The 19,408-nt window shown below is 70.9% G+C and carries 20 protein-coding genes; 16 read left to right on the plus strand and 4 right to left on the minus strand.

From position 1 onward, the window contains the following. Positions 1 to 4: 4 nt before the first annotated feature. Positions 5 to 367, minus strand: coding sequence for a DsrE family protein (locus tag ACPPVT_RS02715; protein WP_426565221.1), 363 nt, complete (start codon positions 365 to 367; stop codon positions 5 to 7). A 148-nt stretch (positions 368 to 515) separates the two neighbouring features. On the opposite strand from ACPPVT_RS02715, the gene ACPPVT_RS02720 reads away from it, so the two are divergent. Together ACPPVT_RS02720 and ACPPVT_RS02725 are read left to right on the plus strand one after the other, a co-directional pair. After that, a complete protein-coding gene (locus tag ACPPVT_RS02720; protein ID WP_426565223.1) occupies positions 516 to 1,016 on the plus strand; it encodes an FABP family protein in 501 nt (166 codons plus the stop codon). Next, positions 1,013 to 2,053, plus strand: a complete 1,041-nt coding sequence (locus ACPPVT_RS02725) for a YgfZ/GcvT domain-containing protein (protein ID WP_426565225.1) — start codon at positions 1,013 to 1,015, stop codon at positions 2,051 to 2,053. The genes ACPPVT_RS02720 and ACPPVT_RS02725 overlap by 4 nt, the downstream gene beginning before the upstream one ends. Here the strand turns inward: ACPPVT_RS02725 and ACPPVT_RS02730 are convergent. Further along, a complete protein-coding gene (locus ACPPVT_RS02730) occupies positions 2,050 to 3,513 on the minus strand; it encodes a polysaccharide biosynthesis tyrosine autokinase (RefSeq protein ID WP_426565227.1) in 1,464 nt (487 codons plus the stop codon). The two genes, ACPPVT_RS02725 and ACPPVT_RS02730, sit on opposite strands and share 4 nt — an antisense overlap. Before the next feature lie 104 nt (positions 3,514 to 3,617). Between ACPPVT_RS02730 and ACPPVT_RS02735 the strand changes: the two genes are divergently transcribed. Together ACPPVT_RS02735 and ACPPVT_RS02740 are read left to right on the plus strand one after the other, a co-directional pair. Next, positions 3,618 to 4,457: a 3-keto-5-aminohexanoate cleavage protein gene (locus tag ACPPVT_RS02735; RefSeq protein ID WP_426565229.1), complete on the plus strand. Its 840-nt coding sequence runs from the start codon at positions 3,618 to 3,620 to the stop codon at positions 4,455 to 4,457. Between the two features lie 58 nt (positions 4,458 to 4,515). After that, positions 4,516 to 5,091, plus strand: a complete 576-nt coding sequence (locus ACPPVT_RS02740; RefSeq protein ID WP_426565231.1) for an aerial mycelium formation protein — start codon at positions 4,516 to 4,518, stop codon at positions 5,089 to 5,091. 18 nt (positions 5,092 to 5,109) lie between these two features. On the opposite strand, the gene ACPPVT_RS02745 is transcribed toward ACPPVT_RS02740, so the two are convergent. Continuing rightward, positions 5,110 to 5,667: a hypothetical protein gene (locus ACPPVT_RS02745; protein ID WP_426565233.1), complete on the minus strand. Its 558-nt coding sequence runs from the start codon at positions 5,665 to 5,667 to the stop codon at positions 5,110 to 5,112. Positions 5,668 to 5,777: 110 nt separating this feature from the next. Here ACPPVT_RS02745 and ACPPVT_RS02750 point away from each other — a divergent pair, with 110 nt between their 5' ends. Genes ACPPVT_RS02750 through ACPPVT_RS02795 form a run of 10 tightly spaced genes read left to right on the plus strand, consistent with a single transcriptional unit; the run spans position 5,778 to position 16,248 of the window. After that, positions 5,778 to 6,290 carry a helix-turn-helix domain-containing protein gene (locus ACPPVT_RS02750; RefSeq protein WP_426565235.1) on the plus strand — a complete coding sequence of 171 codons (513 nt, stop codon included), beginning with the start codon at positions 5,778 to 5,780 and terminating at the stop codon, positions 6,288 to 6,290. A gap of 30 nt (positions 6,291 to 6,320) precedes the next feature. Further along, positions 6,321 to 6,908 (plus strand): hypothetical protein, encoded by a 588-nt coding sequence (locus tag ACPPVT_RS02755; RefSeq protein WP_426565237.1) that lies wholly within the window; start codon positions 6,321 to 6,323, stop codon positions 6,906 to 6,908. Positions 6,909 to 6,966: 58 nt separating this feature from the next. After that, on the plus strand, positions 6,967 to 8,904 hold the full coding sequence (locus tag ACPPVT_RS02760) for a polysaccharide biosynthesis protein (RefSeq protein WP_426565239.1): 1,938 nt from the start codon (positions 6,967 to 6,969) through the stop codon (positions 8,902 to 8,904). Continuing rightward, the gene (locus ACPPVT_RS02765; RefSeq protein ID WP_426565241.1) at positions 8,897 to 9,862 is read left to right on the plus strand and encodes a hypothetical protein; all 966 of its coding nucleotides are present in this window, start codon (positions 8,897 to 8,899) and stop codon (positions 9,860 to 9,862) included. Before ACPPVT_RS02760 ends, ACPPVT_RS02765 begins: the two co-directional genes overlap by 8 nt. Next, complete coding sequence (locus ACPPVT_RS02770) at positions 9,859 to 11,091, plus strand: glycosyltransferase family 4 protein (RefSeq protein WP_426565243.1); 1,233 nt, start codon at positions 9,859 to 9,861, stop codon at positions 11,089 to 11,091. Before ACPPVT_RS02765 ends, ACPPVT_RS02770 begins: the two co-directional genes overlap by 4 nt. Then, on the plus strand, positions 11,088 to 12,056 hold the full coding sequence (locus ACPPVT_RS02775) for an NAD-dependent epimerase/dehydratase family protein (RefSeq protein ID WP_426565245.1): 969 nt from the start codon (positions 11,088 to 11,090) through the stop codon (positions 12,054 to 12,056). The genes ACPPVT_RS02770 and ACPPVT_RS02775 overlap by 4 nt, the downstream gene beginning before the upstream one ends. Positions 12,057 to 12,060: 4 nt before the next feature. Then, positions 12,061 to 13,074 (plus strand): polysaccharide biosynthesis protein, encoded by a 1,014-nt coding sequence (locus ACPPVT_RS02780; RefSeq protein ID WP_426567036.1) that lies wholly within the window; start codon positions 12,061 to 12,063, stop codon positions 13,072 to 13,074. Continuing rightward, positions 13,071 to 14,201, plus strand: coding sequence for an NAD-dependent epimerase/dehydratase family protein (locus ACPPVT_RS02785; protein ID WP_426565247.1), 1,131 nt, complete (start codon positions 13,071 to 13,073; stop codon positions 14,199 to 14,201). The genes ACPPVT_RS02780 and ACPPVT_RS02785 overlap by 4 nt, the downstream gene beginning before the upstream one ends. After that, the gene (gene wecB / locus ACPPVT_RS02790) at positions 14,198 to 15,325 is read left to right on the plus strand and encodes a non-hydrolyzing UDP-N-acetylglucosamine 2-epimerase (protein ID WP_426565249.1); all 1,128 of its coding nucleotides are present in this window, start codon (positions 14,198 to 14,200) and stop codon (positions 15,323 to 15,325) included. Before ACPPVT_RS02785 ends, wecB begins: the two co-directional genes overlap by 4 nt. After that, positions 15,322 to 16,248 carry a glycosyltransferase gene (locus ACPPVT_RS02795; RefSeq protein WP_426565251.1) on the plus strand — a complete coding sequence of 309 codons (927 nt, stop codon included), beginning with the start codon at positions 15,322 to 15,324 and terminating at the stop codon, positions 16,246 to 16,248. The genes wecB and ACPPVT_RS02795 overlap by 4 nt, the downstream gene beginning before the upstream one ends. Positions 16,249 to 16,258: 10 nt before the next feature. Here the strand turns inward: ACPPVT_RS02795 and ACPPVT_RS02800 are convergent, their stop codons facing one another. Continuing rightward, on the minus strand, positions 16,259 to 17,476 hold the full coding sequence (locus ACPPVT_RS02800; protein WP_426565253.1) for a hypothetical protein: 1,218 nt from the start codon (positions 17,474 to 17,476) through the stop codon (positions 16,259 to 16,261). Positions 17,477 to 17,537: 61 nt separating this feature from the next. Here ACPPVT_RS02800 and ACPPVT_RS02805 point away from each other — a divergent pair, with 61 nt between their 5' ends. Both ACPPVT_RS02805 and ACPPVT_RS02810 read left to right on the plus strand, forming a co-directional pair. Further along, positions 17,538 to 18,545 (plus strand): hypothetical protein, encoded by a 1,008-nt coding sequence (locus ACPPVT_RS02805; RefSeq protein ID WP_426565255.1) that lies wholly within the window; start codon positions 17,538 to 17,540, stop codon positions 18,543 to 18,545. 13 nt (positions 18,546 to 18,558) lie between these two features. After that, positions 18,559 to 19,341 carry a class I SAM-dependent DNA methyltransferase gene (locus tag ACPPVT_RS02810; protein ID WP_426565257.1) on the plus strand — a complete coding sequence of 261 codons (783 nt, stop codon included), beginning with the start codon at positions 18,559 to 18,561 and terminating at the stop codon, positions 19,339 to 19,341. Positions 19,342 to 19,408 lie beyond the last annotated feature (67 nt).

The raw sequence follows: 19,408 nt of genomic DNA on the forward strand, positions 1-19,408 counted from the left end.
GCGATCAGTAGACCAGCGCCTGCGCGCCGTCGGCGAGCGACTCCTCGACGAACGCCGCGGCGCCTGCGATCCGCACGTCCGCGATGACGTCGTCCGCGCCGATCTCCCGCCGCGCGGCGCACTGGGTGCACAGGGTGACGTGACCTTCCGCCAGCACCGCCTGTAGCAGCCCGTCCAGTGGAGCCGCGTGCGGCAGCTCGAACTGCTCGGCGCGCCCCGGCAGGGCGAACCATGCGGCCTCGCCGGTGAGCCACAGGCTGACCTGCGCGCCGGCCGCCACCGCCGTGGCGGCGACCGTGAACGCCTGCGAGCACCGCTCGGGCTCGTCCGCGCCGACGGTGACCTTGACCACGAGGGAGCGCTGCATGCAGGAACGGTATCGGCGGGCGGTTACGATCGAGCCGTGAGCGCGCTCGAGATCTTCTACACCAGCCTGCTGGCGGCCAGTGCCCTGGTCATCGTCTGGTTCTCCGTCTTCGTGGTCTACCGGCTCTACCGTGGGCAGCGCTGAGCCCATGCAGCTCGACACCGACCTCCCGACCCCGCTGGTACCGCTGGCGTGGCTGATCGGTCGTTGGGAGGGCGCCGGTGTCGTCGGCTATCCGACGATCGAGTCGGCGAACTTCGGCCAGGAGGTCGAGTTCCGGCACGACGGACGACCCTTCCTGCACTACCGCAGCCAGGCCTGGCTGCTGGACGAGGCGGGCGCCAAGGTGCGGCCGCTGGCCAGCGAGACGGGCTTCTGGCGGATCGGCGCGGACGGCAAGGAGCGCGACGTCGAGGTGCTGCTGACCCATCCGACCGGCTTCGTCGAGATCTACGTCGGCGAGGTGGACGGCGCCCGGGTCAACCTGCACACCGACCTGGTCGCCCGGGTGCCCAGCGCCAAGGAGTACACCGCGGCGACCCGGATGTACGGCCTGGTGGACGGTGACCTGATGTGGGTGATGGACATGGCCGCCGTCGGCCAGCCCCTGCAGTCCCACGCCTCGGCCCAGCTGAAGCGGGTCGAATGAGCGTCCAGACCGTCCCCAGCCCGTTGCTGGGCCGCCCCGGGGCGGTCGCGGCGGAGGGTCCGGACGCCGGGGTCGCCTGGCACTACGGCGACCCGACCCGCGAGCAGCGGCTGCTCGTCGAGGGGCTCGCGGTCGTCGACCTCTCGCACCGGGCCGTGGTCACGGTCAGCGGACCGGACCGGCTGTCCTGGCTGCACTCGATCACCACCCAGGCGCTCACCGGCCTGCCGCCGCGCACGTCCACCGAGGCGCTGATCCTGAGCCCCAAGGGTCACGTCGAGCACGCCCTGCACGTCGTGGACGACGGTGAGACCACCTGGATCACCGCCGAACCAGGCACCGCGGACGCTCTGGTCGGCTGGCTGCGCAGCATGCAGTTCATGCTGCGCGTCGAGATCACCGACCGCACCGATGAGTTCGCAGTGCTCGGCGAGCCGATCGGGCGCGAAGGCGTGGACGGCGAGCCCGTGGTCTGGCGCGACCCGTGGCCGACCGTGGCGCCGGGGAGCGTCTCGTACGCGGCGGTCGACTCGGTCGAGGGAGCCGAGCACCCGGCGTCCGGTCGTCAGTGGCGCGAGCTACTGGTGCCGCGGGCCGAGCTCGAGCGGGCCGTGGGGGACCGGCCGCTGGCCGGCACCTGGGCGTCTGAGGCGCTGCGCGTCGAGGCCTGGCGGCCGCGGCTCGGCTTGGAGACCGACCACCGCACGATCCCGCACGAGGTGGACTGGCTGCGCACCGCCGTGCACCTGACCAAGGGCTGCTATCGCGGCCAGGAGACGGTCGCGCGGGTGCACAACCTGGGCCGGCCGCCGCGCCGGCTGGTGATGCTGCACCTGGACGGCTCGGCGCACCAGCTGTCGCCGTCCGGGGCCGTCGTCGAGCTGGACGGCCGGTCGATCGGTCAGGTGACCACGGCGGCCCGCCACCACGAGCTCGGCCCGATCGCGCTGGCGCTGGTCAAGCGCAACGCCCCCGTCGACGCGGTGCTGCAGGTGGACGGCGTCAGCGCCGCCCAAGAGGTCGTGGTCGCGCCCTAGCGGGCGCGCGACCCGGTCAGGCGCTCGGCCCGGATCTGGCTCTTGCGCTTGGCCCGGCCGTTACGGGTGGGTTGCGGTCGGGACTCGGGCATCACCGGCGCGTACCCGTCCGAGTAGTACGACTGGGCGTCCGGGCCCTTGGCGGGCACCAGGTTCAGCACCACGCCGAGCACCTGCGCGCCGACCGTGTCGAGGATGTCGAAGGCCCGGCTGAGCTGGTCGCGGTTGACCCGACTGGCGCCGACGACCACGACGGCGCCACCCGCGAGGCGGCTCAGTACGGCCGCGTCGGTGACCGGGAGCAGCGGCGGGGCGTCGATGATCACGTAGTCGTAGCGGTTCTCCAGGTCACGCAGCATGTCGTTCATCACCTGCGAGCCGAGCAGCTCGGACGGGTTGGGCGGGATAGGGCCGCAGGCGAGCACGTCGATCAGCCCGGTGCCCCACGGCTGCATCACGTCCTCCAGTTTGGCCTGGCCGATCAGCACGTTGGTCAGGCCGACTGCGCCCTCCAGACCCAGGTACTCGGCGACCCGCGGGCGGCGCAGGTCCGCCTCGATGAGGGCGGTTCGCGACCCGGCCGCGGCCAGCGTGATGGCTAGGTTGGCGGTGGTGGTGCTCTTACCCTCGTTCGGCAGCGCCGAGGTGAACACGATCGAGCGGGGGTGGTTCGCGACGTCCACGAACTGCAGGTTGGTGCGCAGCTGTCGGAACGACTCCGCGCGCGGGCTGTGCGGGCTGTCGTGCACGATGAGCGGTCGCCGGACGGCCCGACTGTCGAAGTTGATGCCGCCGATCAACGGCGCGTCGGTCAGCGCCAGCACGTCGGCCTCTGTCCGGATCGAGGTGTCCAGCAGCTCGCGCAGCAGCGCCAGGCCGACGCCGGCGGCCAGACCCAGCAGCAGGCCGAGTGCCAGGTTGCGCACGGGCTTCGGCGACACCGGGGACGTCGGCACGGACGGTTCGCGCACGACGCTGACCTTGACGGGTGCGGCGGCGTTCGAGTCAGTCGGCTTCTCCAGCTCGGCGACGGTGGCGCTGAAGGTCTTCGCGACCTCCGCGGCGATCGCGGCGGCCTGCTCGGGCGAGCTGTCCCGGACGGTCACGTTGATCAGCACGGTGTCCAGCGGCGCATCCGCCGTGATGCTGGTGGCCAGCACCTGCGGCGTGGTGTTCAGGTGGAGACGGTCGATGACGGGGGTCAGGACGGGCGGGCTGGTGACCAGCTCGGCGTAGGACTTGACGCGCTGCTGGGTGAAGCTGCTGCCCTGCAGCAGCGAGCTCGCGTCGTCCTTGCCGGACGTCGAGACGAACAGCTGCGCCTCGGCCTGGTAGATCGGCGTCGCGGTCAACGTGAGCACGGACGCGAGCGCCAGCATCAGCAGCGCCGCAGCAGTCACGATGCGCCAGCGCTTGCGCAGGATCCTGATGTAGTCGCGCAAATCCACCGGTTGGGTCACCTCTTCTGCCGGCGACCCCTGGCGGGCCACGATAGGTCATGGTCCCACAACGCAGAGTGTGGGTCGTTCACGAGCGATGCGGCGGCGATGGCAGGATGACCGCCATGCCCGGCACCCTGATCACCGTCGCGCCCACCGGCGCGGAGACCGCCAAGGCTGACGTCCCCAACCTGCCCACCACGCTGGACGAGCTCGTCGCTGAGGCGAAGGCCTGTGAGGCGGCCGGGGCGTCGCTCGTGCACGTGCATATCCGGGACGGCGAGCACCGCCCCACGCTGGACCCCGAGCGCCTGCACGACACGGTCCAGGCGCTGCGCGAGCAGACCGACCTGATCGTCCAGCTGAGCACCGGCGGCAGCGTGCACGACCCGTTGGAGCAGCGGCTGAGGGTGCTGGACGCCGAGCCGGACTCGTGCTCGCTGACCTGCGGGACCACCAACTTCGGCGACGACGTGTTCCTCAACCCCTACCCGTTCATGGGCCAGCTCTACCAGCAGGCCCAGGAGCGCGAGGTGGTCCCGGAGTTCGAGCTGTTCGACCTCGGGCACGTTGCCGCGCTGCGCCGGTTGATCGACACCTACGGCCTGCCCTACGGCGGCAAGGTGCACGTCGACTTCGTGACCGGCGTCCCGGGGGGCATGCCGGGCACCGTCGAGGCGCTCGTCGCCGGCGTGCAGGCCCTGCCGGCCGAGGTGACCTCGTGGTCGGCGACCGGCATCGGTCGGGCCCACCTGCCGATCGCAGCCGCGGCCCTCGGGATGGGTGGCCACCTGCGGGTCGGCATGGAGGACAACCTGATGTACGCCAGGGGGCGACCGGTGCGGGACAACGCCGAGCTGGTGGCCCGGGCCGCCGAGCTCGCATCCGTGATGCAGAGACCCGCCATCAGCACCGCCGAAGCGCGTAGCCTGCTGGCTGTACGCGACCGGCGCGCCCGTTCCTGACCGACCTGACCGACCTGACCGACCCCGACCCCCTGACACCACAGCGAGCAGAGGTTCCATGACCACCGAGTCCCTCCCGGGCGGCCGCCGTCCGATCGACCGCGTGCTGGCCGACGGCTTCGCCGACGACCTGCCCACGCTGTCGTTCGACGAGCTGCGCGAGCGCCGACACCTCGCCGAGCAGGAGGAGGTCGACCTGAGCTTCGCCCGTCGCCTGCTGCAGGGGCGTCTGGACCTGCTGCGCTCGGAGCAGCAGCAGCGCGAGCACCCGGCGGACGCACCGGTGGAGGGTGAGCGTACGGACGCCGAGCTGGCCCGCGACCTGTCGCTGGCACTGGCGGACGCGCCGCGTGCCGACCACGGCCTCGGCCGGCACATGACCACGGACCCGACCCGGGTCGGCGAGCACCGGCGGGCCGCCGAGCAGGCCGTGGACGACGTCCGGGCCAGCGACCCCAGCGCGCTGTCGGACAGCGGGATCGTCGGGGCCATCGAGCAGCTGGGCGCCCTCGAGCAGCAGATCAGCGACACCCGGCACCAGGTGCAGGCGGTGATGGACCTGATGTCCACCGAGGTCGCCCGCCGGTACCGCGAGGGCGAGGCCCGGGTCGAGGACGTGCTCACCGCCGAGTGAGCCCGTGCTGGCGTCCGCCTATTTGAGCAGCAGCTTCAGCAACGCCACCAGTGCGCCTAGCGAGGCGCCCAGCAGCGCGTCGAGCAGCACCAGCCGGGAGCGCACGCCGTTGCGCACCCCGCTGAGCAGGCCCCAGCAGAACAGCAGCACGATGCTGGTCACGATGGCCACCCAGTCGCTGGAGTGCGCGTTCTCGCCGAACGCGAGGGCGATCGACACCGCGGCCAGCTCGATGCCGCCGCCCCAGAGCACTGTGGACTCTGCGACGAAGGTGGGTCGTGCGGAGCGCCACTGGATGCGCCGGGTCGAGCCGCTCATCGCTTCGCCGAGCAGGTGGCAGTAGACGTGCGTGAGCCAGTAGACCGCGACGGTCAGCGCGGTCGCCCCGATGATGTACGGGTAGGAGTTCTCGTACTGCGTCGAGGCGGTGATCACGACCGACGCGACGATCATCCCGTAGACCAGGCCGCTCGGGTTGCCGTGCGGCTGCAACCTCCCCAGCCGCAGCACGACCCGGCGCCACCGTGACGTGCTCGCGGCAACCGGCTCCTCGTGCGTGCTCGTTTCTGCTGGCACAGGGGCCATCGAACCACGCGGTCCCGAGCAGTGGCATCCCCAGCGCACTGTGAGCGGGGTCACGGCCGCCCGAGTTGCGCTTGCTAACTGCAGCAAGCACCATGGCAAGCATGACCTCGATCCGTGCCGACCTCGGTGAGTACCTGAAGGAGCAGCGCCAGCATGCCAAGCTGTCGTTGCGCCAGCTCGCCGACGCAGCCGGGGTCAGCAACCCCTACCTGAGCCAGATCGAGCGCGGGCTGAAGAAGCCCAGCGCCGAGATCCTGCAGTCCCTGGCGAAGGGCCTGCGGATCTCGGCCGAGTCGCTCTACGTGCGGGCCGGCCTGCTGGACGAGCAGGACGCCGCGCAGGTCGAGGTCAAGGCCGCCATCCTCGGCGACCTGGGGCTCAACGAGCGGCAGAAGCGTGTGCTGCTCGACATCTACGAGTCGTTCTGCGAGGACAACGACCGGCTGGCGCCGGTTGACGCGCCGAAGGCCACCCCGCGCAAGCGGGCTACCAAGAAGACGGCGACGAAGAGGTCGACCACCGCCAAGACCACCGCCAAGACCACCGCCAAGACCACCGCCAAGACCACCGCCAAGAAGACGTCCACCGCGCGCACGACGCGCAAGCCCAGCTGACCGCAGCACCCCAACCGAAGGAGATATCCCGTGACCCTGGTCAACGACATCCGCAAGACCGTCACCGACACCACGCCCGTGTTGGCCCTCGTCGGCGCCACCGACCTGGTCGTCGAGAAGGTCCGCGCCGTGCGCACCCAGGCCTCCGGCGTCCAGCTCGAGATCGACGTGAAGTCCCTGCAGAACAGGGCCAAGCACGTCCCGACCCAGGCTGTCAGCAAGTCGATCGAGCTGGCCGGCAAGGCCGAGGAGACGTACTCCGACCTGGCCGCCCGCGGCGAGAAGCTGGTCGCCCGGATCCGTGAGCAGAAGGCCACCCAGGACCTGCTCGCGCAGGGCAAGGTCACGCTGTCGCGCGGCAAGGCAGCCGTCACCACCGTGCGCAAGGCCGCTGACGAGACCCGTACCGCCGCCAAGTCCACCCTTACCATCGCCAAGCGCGAGGTGCCCACGGCTGCGCCGGAGACCAAGAAGGCCGTCAAGCGCACCACCACCACGGCCAAGAAGCGTGCGGCCGCCACGAAGAGCGCCACGAAGGCCGCCACGACCAGCGCCCGCAAGACCGCGGCCGCAACTGCTCAGGCAGCGACCGCGGCTGCCGACAAGGTAGGCGACTGACTGTTCGGACTGCGTCGAGGGGTGGCCCGCCCGGGCCGCCCCTCGACGCTTTTCGGCGGTGCGCCGCACCGTGTCGGCGCTTGGCGCGGCGGTATGGTCTGGGCGTCGGAGGCTTGACCACTCGAAGGGAAGCATGAAACACGGGAGCACGGGCTCACGCCGCGTCGTCATCAGGATGCTGGTGCGCTGGTATCCGATCGACGCGTTGCTCTGGTACCTGGCGGTGGTCGCGGCCGTCTGGGCCCGCTACGACTTCCTGCCCGAGCTCGCGCAGGTCCAGCACGCGATCCTGTTCGCCACGGGCGCCGCTGCGCTGCAGCTGCTCGTCGGCCTGCTGTCCGGGGTCTACTTCGGCCGCTACCGGGCCGGCTCCTTCGAGGAGGCCGAGGCCATCACGGCCGGCACGATCTTGATCGGTCTGGCGCTGCTTGTCTGGGCCTTGCTGTCCGTCCCGATTCTGGTGCCGCGCAGCACGCCGTTCGTCGCGGCCGTCGTGGCCTTGACCACCTTGCTCGCCGCCCGCTCGGTGCTGCGCGGCTTCGTCTCGCGGCGGCGCGGGGTCAGCGAGAACGCCGAACGCATCGTCATCCTCGGCGCCGGCGAAGCCGGCACCCAGCTCGTGCGCAGCATGCGTAGCGACCACAACACCAAGTTCGCCCCGGTCGCGCTGCTCGACGACGACCCCGCTCGTCGGCGCCTGCGCATCGAAGGTGTGCGGGTGCGGGGGACCCGAAGCGACATCGGGCGGGTGTGCTCGGCTGCACAGGCCTCGACCCTGGTGGTCGCGATCCCGCAGGCCAGTGCCGAGCTGCTGCGCGAGATCACCCGCTCGGCGGACGCGGCCGGCGTGCACACGCTCGTGCTGCCACCGCTGGAGCAGATCGTCCGCGGCCGGGTCGCGCCGACCGACCTGCGGGCAGTCGACGTGCACGACCTACTCGGCCGTCACCCCGTTCGACTTGACCTGCGGGCCATCACCGAGCGGATCGCCGGCAAGCGCGTGATGGTCACCGGCGCGGGCGGGTCCATCGGCTCCGAGCTGTGCCGCCAGATCCACCGCTTCGGGCCGGCTGAGCTGGTCATGCTGGACCGCGACGAGTCGGCCCTGCACGCCGTCCAGCTGTCGCTCTCGGGTCGGGCGATGCTGGACGGTACCGACACCGCACTGGTGGACATCCGCGACGCCATGGCGGTGCGCGACGTGATGATCGACCGGATGCCGCACATCGTGTTCCACGCGGCAGCGCTGAAGCATCTGCCGCTGCTCGAGAGCCACCCGGTTGAGGCATGGAAGACCAACGTCGTCGGCACCGCAAATGTGCTGGACGCGGTGGACGCCGTCGGCGTGGAGACGTTCGTCAACATCTCGACGGACAAGGCCGCGAACCCAACAAGCGTGCTGGGCCTGAGCAAGCGCGTCTCCGAGCGGTTGACCGCGGACGGCGCGAGCCGCACGCAGGGCACGTACGTCAGCGTCCGCTTCGGGAACGTGCTGGGGTCGCGAGGTTCGGTGCTGACGACGTTCGAGCGGCAGGTCGCCTGCGGCGGCCCGGTCACCGTGACGCACCCCGACGTGACCAGGTTCTTCATGACGATCAGCGAGGCCTGCCAGCTCGTGCTCCAGGCCTCGGTGATCGGCTCGGGCGGTGAGGCGCTGGTGCTCGACATGGGCGAGCCGGTCCGCATCGCCGACGTCGCGCGCACGATGATCGACCGGGTACCGCACGACGGGCAGATCGAGATCGTCTACACCGGGCTGCGCAACGGCGAGAAGCTGCACGAGGACCTGTTCGGCGACGACGAGCCGCGCGACGTGCGCCCGCACCACCCGCTGGTCTCGCACGTCCCCGTGGCCGGGCTCGAACGGTACTCACTTCCGGAGTTCGCCCGCGCCGCCGAGGCGGCCAGCGTCGTGTCCTGGATGAGAGCCCGAGGTGAGTACTCGCCGCTTGCGGCACAGCCGACGAACCTGCGGGAGGAGCGCACCCGTGGCTGAGTTCCTGGCCGCGCTCACCCTGACCCTGATCGCCCTCCCGCTGGTCCGGATCGTCCTCGTCTCCCGCGGGGTCCTGGACGTCCCGAACGCGCGCTCGTCGCACGCCGTAGCAATCGCCCGCGGGGGCGGGATCGCCTGCGCGGCAGGCATGGCCGGCGGACTCGTGGTCGCGCAAGTGCGCGGCAACCAGGTGCCCTGGGCGTTGCTCGCCGTGGTCGCCGTCCTCGCGCTGCTCGGTCTGGCTGACGACCTGCACGACGGTCTGCCGCCGGTGACGCGGCTGGTGCTGCAGGCCGCGGCCGGGGCGGCGACCGGCTGGATGGCCGGGTCGTCGCCGATCGCGGCCGTCTGCGGCGCGGTCGTGATGGTCCTCGCCGTGAATGTCGTCAACTTCATGGACGGCATCAACGGGATCACCGGGCTCACGGTCGCGGTCTGGGGGGTCTCGGCAGCAGTCGTCGGGCGGCAGGTCGGCAGCGGCTCGCTGGAGGTGCTGGGTCTGGTTGCCACGGGGGCCGCCCTGGCCTTCCTGCCGTTCAACCTCCCGGCCGCGCGCTTGTTCCTGGGCGACTGCGGCAGCTACCTTTTCGGGGCGACGATCGCCACGGGCTGTTGGATCGCCTGGCGGGACGGCGCTTTGCTGGCCGCGGTCGTGGCACCGATGACGTTGTACCTGGTCGATGTGCTGACAACGCTGGTGCGGCGGGCGGTCCGGCGCGAGCCGCTGATGCAGGCGCACCGTGACCATATCTACCAGCGGGTGCTGCTGCTGACCGGCTGGCCGCACTGGGTGGTCGCCGGCTGCGCGGCGGCCGGCGCCGCCGCGATCACTCTCGCCTGGTACGGACCCACCGCGCTGGCCGTCGCCGTCACCATCGTGGTCGCCGGACTGTACGTCGCCAGCCCACGACTCGTCGCCGGCCGCCGTCCGGTCGGCTGGCTGGGATCCTCGTCGTGAAGATATCGATCGTCAGCCAGTGGTACGACCCGGAGACCGGGTCCGCCGGCGTGCCGGCGAGCATCGCCCGGGCGCTGGTCGCTCGCGGGCATTCGGTGTCGGTGGTCACCGGGTTCCCGAACTACCCGTACGGTCGGATCTACCCCGGATACCGGGTCTCCTGGCGCGCGAGCGAGGTTCGGGACGGCGTGCAGGTCACCCGGGTGCCGCTCTACCCCAGCCACGAGGCGCGTGCCGTCCGCCGCATGCTCAGCTACCTGAGCTTCGCGGTGAGCGCGGCTGTGCTCGGCTGGTCACGGCTGCGCCGCGCCGACGTCGTGCTGGTCTACTCAACGCCCGCGACGGTCGTGCTGCCCGCGCTCCTGGTGCGGTGGACCGCACGGGTGCCGTACGTGTTGCTCGTCCAGGACCTCTGGCCGGAGACGGTGACGGCCAGCGGGTTCCTGCCGGCCTCGCTGCGCACTGTCGTGGAAGCCGTCCTGCACCCCTTCTGCGATCTGGCCTACCGCTTTGCCTCCGCCATCGCGGTGACGTCCCCGGGGATGTCCGACCGGATCCTGGCGCGTCGGGTGTCCCGGCTGGCGCCCGTTCTGGTGACCAATTGGGCCGACGAGTCCATCTTCGGCCAGCGAGAGCCACGACCAGAGGTCGTCGGCTCGCTGGGGCCGTGGCGTCCATTCACCGCCATGTACGCCGGCAGCCTCGGTGAGGTCCAGGGCGTCGAGGTGCTCATCGAAGCTGCGGAGCTGCTGCGCGACAGAGACGACGTCGAGCTCGTCGTCGTGGGCACCGGTGTGCTCGAGGCTGAGCTACGCCGATCCGTCGCCGATCGGGGTCTGGACAACATTCGGTTCCTCGGCCAGCAGCCGCTCGACGTGATGCCGGACCTGCTCCAGCGCAGCGACGTCCAGATCGTCACGCTCAAGGACCTCCCGCTCTTCCGGCTGACGCTGCCGAGCAAGATCCAAGTCGCTCTCGCGATGGGACGCCCCGTTGTGGGCGCGGTCGCCGGTGACGCAGCCGACCTGCTTACGGCCGCCGGCGCCGGCTTCGTCGTCCCCCCGGGCGACGCCGCGGCGCTGGCGCGCGCCGTGCAGAGGCTGGCCGACCTGCCAGCCGAGCAGCGTGCCGAGCTCGGGCGTCGCGGACGGTCGTACTACGAGGAGCACCTCAGTGAGCGGGCCGGTTCCGCCGCCATCGAGACCATGCTGCTGGGGGCCGCGCGATGAGCGCCGGGCCCAAGGTCGTGGTCGTGGGGACCGGATTCGTCGGCTCCGCGGTCCTCGTGGACCTGCTGGCCGCAGGCGTCCAGGCCTGTGCGGTGCACGCGCCTCGGCTGACCGCCGCGCAGTGCGCGCAGGGGCCGGAGCTCCCGAAGCTGCTGGCCGAAGTTCTGAGCGGGCCCTTCGCAGGAGCGGACGTCGTGGTCAACGCCGCCGGCGACCCGGACGCGTCAAGCGGCGACGAGGCGGCCCTCGACGCGGCCAACGGGTGGTTGCCCGTGGTCATCGCGGTCGCGGCCCGGCGCGTCGGCGTCCGGCGCGTGGTGCACGTCAGCAGCGCCGTCGTGCAGGGACGCCGAGCGGTGCTCGACGAGACCGCCGAGACGGAGGCGTTCTCGCCGTACAGCCGGTCCAAGGCCGCGGGTGAGGCACGGCTCGCGGCGGCCAGGCTGCAGGGCGTGGTGATCTATCGCCCGCCGTCGGTGCACGAGCTCAGTCGACGAGTCACCCGCATGACCTGCCGTATCGCGAGCAGCCCGGTCTCCACCGTCCTAGCGCCCGGCTCTCAGCCGACACCCCAGGCGCTGCTGGGCAACGTGGCGTCCGCGGTCGCTCACCTGGCCACCTGCTCCAGTGAGCCGCCACTGTACGTCATCCACCCGTGGGAGGGAGTCACCGCCGCCGGGCTGCTGGAGGCACTCGGCGGGCGCACCCCGCGACGGGTGCCGCGCCTGCTTGGCGTCCCGTTTTTGCGCGCACTGACCGCCATCGGCCGCTTGTTCCCGCGCGCCGCTGCCAACGCGCGCCGGGTCGAGATGCTCTGGGCCGGGCAGCGCCAAGCACCCAGCTGGTTGACGCAGGATGGCTGGACGCCGCCGCTCGGTTCCACCGCGTGGCGCGAGCTGGGTCTGGCGTGCCGCGCCCGACAGTCCGGTGAACGACCCGAACCAACAGGAGAAGACCGTGGCTAGCACGATGTCGGGGGCGACCGTCCTCATCACTGGCGGGACCGGGTCGTTCGGTTCGACGATGGCGCGCGCACTGCTGGCGGACGACGTGGCCCAGATCCGCATCCTGAGCCGTGACGAGGCGAAGCAGGATGACATGCGTCGGCGCTTCGGGGACGAGCGGATGCGCTTCTACGTCGGCGACGTGCGTGATCAGGCGAGCGTGGACGACGCGACTCGCGGTGTCGACCTGGTCTTCCACGCTGCCGCGCTCAAGCAGGTGCCGTCATGCGAGTTTTTCCCGGCGCAAGCCGTGCTGACCAACGTGGTCGGCAGCCAGAACGTGCTGAATGCAGCGGGCCGCTTCGAGGTCGGGTCCGTCGTGATGCTGAGCACCGACAAGGCCGTCTACCCCATCAACGCGATGGGGATGACCAAGGCCCTGATGGAGAAGACCGCCCAGGCGTTCGCCCGTAACGCGATGACCCAGCGGACAGTCGTTTCCACGGTTCGGTACGGCAACGTCCTGCACTCGCGCGGCAGCGTGGTGCCGCTGTTCATCGAGCAGCTTCGTGGCGGGGGCGACATGACGATCACCGACCCGAACATGACCAGGTTCCTCATGTCGCTCTCTCAGTCGGTGGACCTCGTTCGGCACGCGCTCGTGCACGCCGAGCCCGGCGATACGTTCGTGCGCAAGGCACCCGCCGCGACGGTCCGGTCGCTCGCCGAGGCGGTCGCCCTCCTGCTGGGCCGCGAACCGGGCTTCTCGATCATCGGCACGCGCCATGGCGAGAAGCTGTTCGAGACCTTGCTGAGCCGCGAGGAGGTTCTGCGCGCGCAGGACCACGGAGACTACTTCCGGGTCCCGCTGGACGCCCGGTCCCTGAACTACGAGGTCTTCTTCGACGACGGCAGCCGTCGGGAGTCGGACCTGGAGGACTACACCTCGCACAACACCGAGCGGATGGACGCCGAACAGGTGGCCGCCATGCTCCGGGTCGTGCCCGAGATCATGCTCGAGGTAGAGCGGGCGTCATGAGAATCGTCGTCACGGGCGGCGCCGGGTTCCTGGGCTGGCACCTGCGACTGCGCCTGCGCGCGCTGTCGCCCGATGCCGACGTGCTGGCCATCACGCGGGCGAGTCGGTCCGACGACCTCGCGGCAGCGGTGGCCGCAGCGGACCTGGTCGTGCACTGCGCGGGCGTGAACCGCGGCTCGGAGTCCGAGGTCGAGGCCGGCAACGTCGCGCTCGCGTCGTCGCTCGTCGAGGCGTTGCGGCGCAGCGGGTCTGGCGCTCGCCTCGTGTACGCGAACAGCATCCAGTCCGGCCAGGACTCGCCGTATGGACGTGGCAAGAGCGCCGCCGCGCGGACACTCGACCAGTGGGGCGCGGCGTCCGGCGTCGCGGTGTCGGACGTCCACCTGCCCAACGTGTACGGCGAGCACGGCCGCCCCGGCTACAACTCGTTCGTGGCAACCTTCGCCGACCGGATCGCCCGCGGCGAGCCTGTCGTCGTCGACGTGGACCGGCCCGTGGGGCTGCTGCACGCGCAGGACGCCGCGCAGGCGCTGATCGATGCAGGCCGCGGTGCCGGGGGGCAGTCGCGGCCCGAGCCGGCCCGGCGGGTCAGCGTTACCCAGGTCCGCGATCTGCTGTCGGACATGCACCGGGTCTACGCAGCGGACGGCAGCATCCCCGACCTGCGCGACCGGTTCGACGTGACGATGTTCAACACGTTGCGAGCCGCCATGTTCCCGAGCCGATACCCGTTCCTGCCCGTCCAGCACACCGACCAGCGCGGGACGCTCGTCGAGTCCGTCCGGGTGCACGGCGGCCAAGGTCAGAGCTTCTTCTCGAGTACCGTGCCGGGGCAGCGTCGGGGCGACCACTTCCACCTCGACAAAATAGAGAGATTCCAGGTCGTGCGGGGTCGTGGTCTGATCCGGCTGCGGCGGGTGCTCGCCGACGACTATGTCGAGTTCGTGGTCGACGGTGCCCAGGCTCCGGTGGTGGACATGCCGACGGGCTGGTCGCACTCGATCGAGAATGTGGGCGACGACGAGCTGCTGACCGCCTTCTGGTCGCATGAGCTGCACGACCCCGAACGGCCCGACACCTATCGTGACGTCGTCGTCGACCCGGCCACGCAAAGGAGCACCGCATGACGAAGGTCATGACCGTGGTGGGCACCCGACCCGAGATCATCCGGCTCTCCCGGGTGATCTCGCGGCTCGACGACACGGTCCAGCACGTCCTGGTGCACACCGGGCAGAACTATGACTACGAGCTGAACGAGGTGTTCTTCGAAGACCTCGGTCTGCGTCGGCCCGACCGGTTCCTGTCAGTGGACACCTCCTCGCTCGGCCACGTGCTCGGCGACACCCTGATCAAGACCGAGCAGGCCCTGCTGGACGAACGACCCGACGCGCTGCTCGTGCTCGGCGACACCAACAGCTGCATCGCCGCGGTGATGGCTAAGCGGATGCGGATCCCCGTCTACCACATGGAGGCTGGCAACCGCTGCTTCGACGAGAACGTGCCGGAGGAGACCAACCGCCGCCTCGTCGACCACGTCGCCGACTTCAACCTCGTCTACACCGAGCACGCCCGGCGCAACCTGCTCGCCGAGGGCATCCACCCGCGCCGGATCCTGCTCACGGGCTCACCGATGAAGGAGGTGCTGCAGCACCACGGTGACGAGTTTGGCGCCAGCGTCGTGCTGTCCGAGCTCTCGCTGTCCGCCCAGGAATACGTCCTGGTCAGCGCGCACCGGGAGGAGAACGTCGACGACCCGGACCGGCTGGGACGCCTGCTCGACTGCCTCGAGGCCGTTCGGGATCGCTGGGGGCTGCCGATCCTGGTCTCCACCCATCCCCGCACGCGCAAGCGGCTCGAGGCGCTCGGCCGCGACGTCGAAGGCGTCCGCTGGCACAAGCCGATGGGCTTCATCGACTACGTCCGGCTGCAACAGGACGCGTTCTGCGTGTTGTCCGACAGCGGGACCATCAGCGAAGAGTCCGCGATCCTGGGCTTCCCGGCGGTGACGCTGCGCGACTCGATCGAGCGTCCGGAGGCGTTGGACACCGGCTCGATCCTGATGACCGGGCTCGACCCGCAGAACGTCCTCGAGGCCCTCGGCGTCGTCGTCCAGGACCAGAGCGCCGGTCAGGTCGTGCCGCAGGACTACCAGGTCGACAACTGCTCGGAGCGGACTGTGCGCTTCATCCTTTCGACGTACCGCCGCCACCGGAGCTGGTCGGGTCTGCACGAACCGGCAGCCGGCTCGTGAGAGTCTGGGTCGACGGCTCTGGAAGGTGGTCCGGCGGCGGGAACGTCGTGCTGTCCAACCTCAGACAGGCCGCGCTCGAGCATCCCGACGTGATCGCGCTGCTCGATGAGCCAGGTGCCGTTCGGTTGGTGCCTAGGAACGTGCCAGTCCGGCTGCGCGACCTGGCGGAGCCCTTCGTGTGGATGCCGCAGAACGCCCTGCCCTGGGGGCCACCAGCACCTGGCGAGCGGCGGCTGCAGCTGCAGCTGCGCGTCGCGTCCGAGATCGCTCGCCGGCAAGCCCGGGCGATGGTGCGAATCTGTGCCGTGCTGCCGGCCAGCCGGCGCAACACCAGCCCCGTCCTGCACAACGTGCTGGATGCCGGTTTCGACGCCGTCACCGACTGGCCGACGTCGGGCTCGTCGGGGGCCTTCTTCGCCTCCGGGTCCGCGCACTCCTACCGAAAGTACGACGGGCTGCTGCGCGGCTACGCGAGCTACCGGGCCGGCGGCGGTCGGACCTCGCTGGTCCTGCAGGTGAGCCCGGGCACCCCCGCGGTGCAGGAGTCCCTCCGGCGGCTGTCGGCAGCCGACGGGGTTCAGCTGCGCCCCGGTGGGCTACCCCGAGCCGACGTGGTCCGCGCGATGCGAGCCTCGCGGGGCGTGCTCTTCCCGTCCGCGATCGAGGCCTCACCGGTGACCCTTCTCGAGGCCGTCGCCGTCGGTGCCCCGACGGCGTGCAACAACATCGACGGCCATCGGGCCCTCGCCGCCCCCGGCAGCGCCTGGTTCGACGTGGACGACCCGACGACGGTCGCTCGGGCGCTCGCCGCATTGGACGACTCACCGGCGACGTCGCAGAACCCGCTCAGCGACCCGGCGGTCCGGGCGGAGCAGCGCAGCAGTTGGGCGGCGGCGCTGGCCGACTTCCTGCGCGCCGGTTGAGCGGACTTGCTCAGCCGAGCGCGGTGTTGGAGCGCAGCCGCATGCGAACGGAACCCACCGCGGCGACCGCGACGACGGACGCCGTGACGGCGAGCGCGATCGAGACGGCGCGTGCCGTCCCCCCGGTTGCGGCGGCTGCTGCGGCCAGCAGGATCGACGTCGAGGCGTGCACCACGCGCAACGACAGCAGTGCCTGGCTGCGCTGCTCGGCGCGCAGTGCGGTGTAGCAGACCGAGACCCAGGCCAGCGCGGCGTACTCCCACCCGGTGAACGGCAGGAGCGGCGCCACCACGCTCCAGGAGTCCCCCAACAGCAGCTCGCCCCAAGCCGCTGGCACCAGCAGGCTGGCCAAGCCGAACGTCAGGGCCGCCGCCGACATAAGCGTCGCCGCTCGCCACAGCAGCCGCCAGGTGCGACGCGGGTCGCCGTGTCGGACCGCCTCTGGCACCACGACCAAGGGGATCGCGCTGAACAGGATGCTCAGCGGCCCCATGAGCGTGCCCGCACCGCGCAGCGCTGCGACCGAGCCGGCGTCGATCAGCTGGCTCGCGATGAGCACCACCACCAGCGCGCTCGTCGCCCCGATGCCGGCCTCCAGCCCGTACCGGACGCGGTGCGCGGCGCTCGTCGTCCACCAGGTGCCCAGACCCGCGATCCTCGGGCGAACCCCATGACGCCACAGCAGCACCGAGAGGGCGAGCAGCGCACCGGACACCCAGGCCCACAGCACCTGCGCAGGGGAGAGCAGGTCGCGCCAGAACCAGGTCACGGCGAGCGCGACCAGCGAGATGGCCGCCCAGAGCCCGTCGGACCACACCGCCTGAACCTGATCCCCGCGACCGAAGGCGGCAAATCGGAGCGTGTCCTGGGCGAGCACGAGCGGCGCTGCGACCGCCAACGGGATCGCCACCAGCGGACGCCCGACGCTGCCACCGACGAGCAGCACGACGAGGGCGACGCCCACCCCGCTCGCGAGCGCGACGCTGAGCGCGTAGCCGGCGTGACGCTGCTGCTCGTCCGCTGCCTCGTGCCCGGACAGCAGCAGGGGCGTGCCGAGCGTCCCCCGGCCGATGGCCACGGCGGTCGTGAGGACGACGATGAGCAGGGAGATGAGTCCGAACTCGTCGATGCCCGACACGCGGGCGACCGCGAACACGACCAGGACGTTGCTGGCGCTTGACAGAATCTGGTCGAGGAGTCCCCAGCTCAGGCGGCGGGACCGACTCATGAACGCAGAACCCTTCCAGTCTTCCCGAACGCGGTCGCAGTCGGCACCGAAAGGCTAGGCCATGATCCAGCGACATACGTCCCGCTCCGTCCGGCTCGGGCGACGCCGGATCGTGACGCTGGTCGGCGACCCGGCACAGTTCCCTGTGCTCCTTCGCGCGATGGACACGTCGACGCCGAAGCGTCGGGCCGTGCGCTCCGTGCTGCGGACGGCGGGCGCCCTCCGTCTGCTCGCACTGGTGGGGCGCCGTCCCGACGACGCCGAGTGGGCGCAGATCGAAGAGTCGCTGGCGCAGGCCGAACTCGTCGAGGATGCGCCGGCTCTGGCCGTCTTCTGGCCGGCGGGCGACCGTGCCCACCGGCGCTACCTGCTCGCCGTGGGCGGTCGGGGGGGTGCCTCGGTCTTCGTCAAGGTGAGCACGGCCGCCGAGGTGGATGAGCGGCTGCTGGCCAACGAGCACCAGGTGCTCGCGGCGCTGCAGGTGGACCCGCTGCGCGATTGGCGGACCCCCGTCAGCTACGGCCTGCGGCGCAGCGGGACCCAGGTGAGCCTGGCGGTGCAGGCGCTGCCCGCCCAACGGGGGACCGTCACCTGGGAGCTGATCGAGGCGACCCTCCCGTTGCGCCGAACGAGTGATCTCCCGCCGCGGTCTGCGCGCCCGGTCGAGCTCGACTGGTGGCTGCGAGCGCGCCGGCACCCGTCATCCGCCGAGTTCGAGAAGACGCTGCGAGTGCTGGACGACCAGCAGGTGCCGGTCGGGCTGGTGAACGGGGACATCCGCCCGAGCAACGCCATCACCGGCCCCGACGGCGGTTGGCTGTTCGACTGGGAGTTCGCGGACTTCTCCGGACCCCTCAATGCGGACGTCGTGGGTGCCTCGCTCAACCGGATCGGCGCCGACGCGCTCACGGAACCTGTCGCCGAAGTGGTCGAGCGGATGCGGTCCGCGGCTCGCCGCCACGGCTGCGACGAATTCGATGTGGTGCTGGCGTTGATGTACCTTTCTAGCGTTGAACATCCAGGTGCTCTGCGGCTCAGGGCGTCTTGGCCCGGGTCGAGTGAGCACTAGTCAGGGGACCCGCATGCAGCACCAGGGCGATCGCCCGCCTGCCTACCGTCGCGAGTTCGCAGAGGCTGACAGTGCCGAGCGGTACGACCTCAAGGAGTACGGCGAGTCCTCGTGGTCGTCGACGCTGTGGCGGCTCGAACAGGACGTGCTCGCGACGTGGCTGGGTTCCTCGACGTTCGTGCCCCGTCGCGAGCGCTATCTCGACTTCGCCTGCGGGACCGGTCGGGTCACCGAGTTCGTCGCCGCGCACTTCACGGAGTCCGTGGGCGTCGATATCTCCGAGGCCATGCTCACGCGCGCTCGGGCGCGGGTGCCCGGCACCCGGTTCGTCGCCGCGGACGTGATGCGTGACGAGAGCCCGGTGCAGGGGACGTTCGATCTGATCACCATGTTCCGGTTCGTGCTCAACGCCGACCCGCAGGACCGTGCAGGGGCTCTGCGCTGGGCGCGCGGGCTGATGCGGGACGACACCAGCAGGGTCGTGGTCAACAACCACTCGAACCTGTGGACGCACAAGGCGCTGACCAGCGCGGCGCGCAAGCTGCGGCACCCGCGTGGCGGCGTGACAGGCAACGTCCTGTCGCACCGACAGATGACCAGGCTCGCCGAGGAGGCCGGCTTCACGGTCGAGGACCGGCACGGGCTCGGTCACTTCGGCGGCCACGTCCAGCGGTTCGTCGGTGCCCGGCGCATGGCGGCCCTGCAGCAATGGCTGAGTGGGCGCGGCGTGTTCCAGTGGCTCGGTGAGGACCAGATTTACGTGCTGGCGCCCCGGCCTGGGGCCAAGCAGCGGTGAGCAGGACGGTGCCGACCGGTACCCGGGTGGCTCCTGCCAGCACGCCGTCCGCATCGCGTCATCGCGC

The sequence above is a fragment of the Angustibacter sp. McL0619 genome, from assembly GCF_049994355.1.
Lineage (GTDB): Bacteria > Actinomycetota > Actinomycetes > Actinomycetales > Angustibacteraceae > Angustibacter.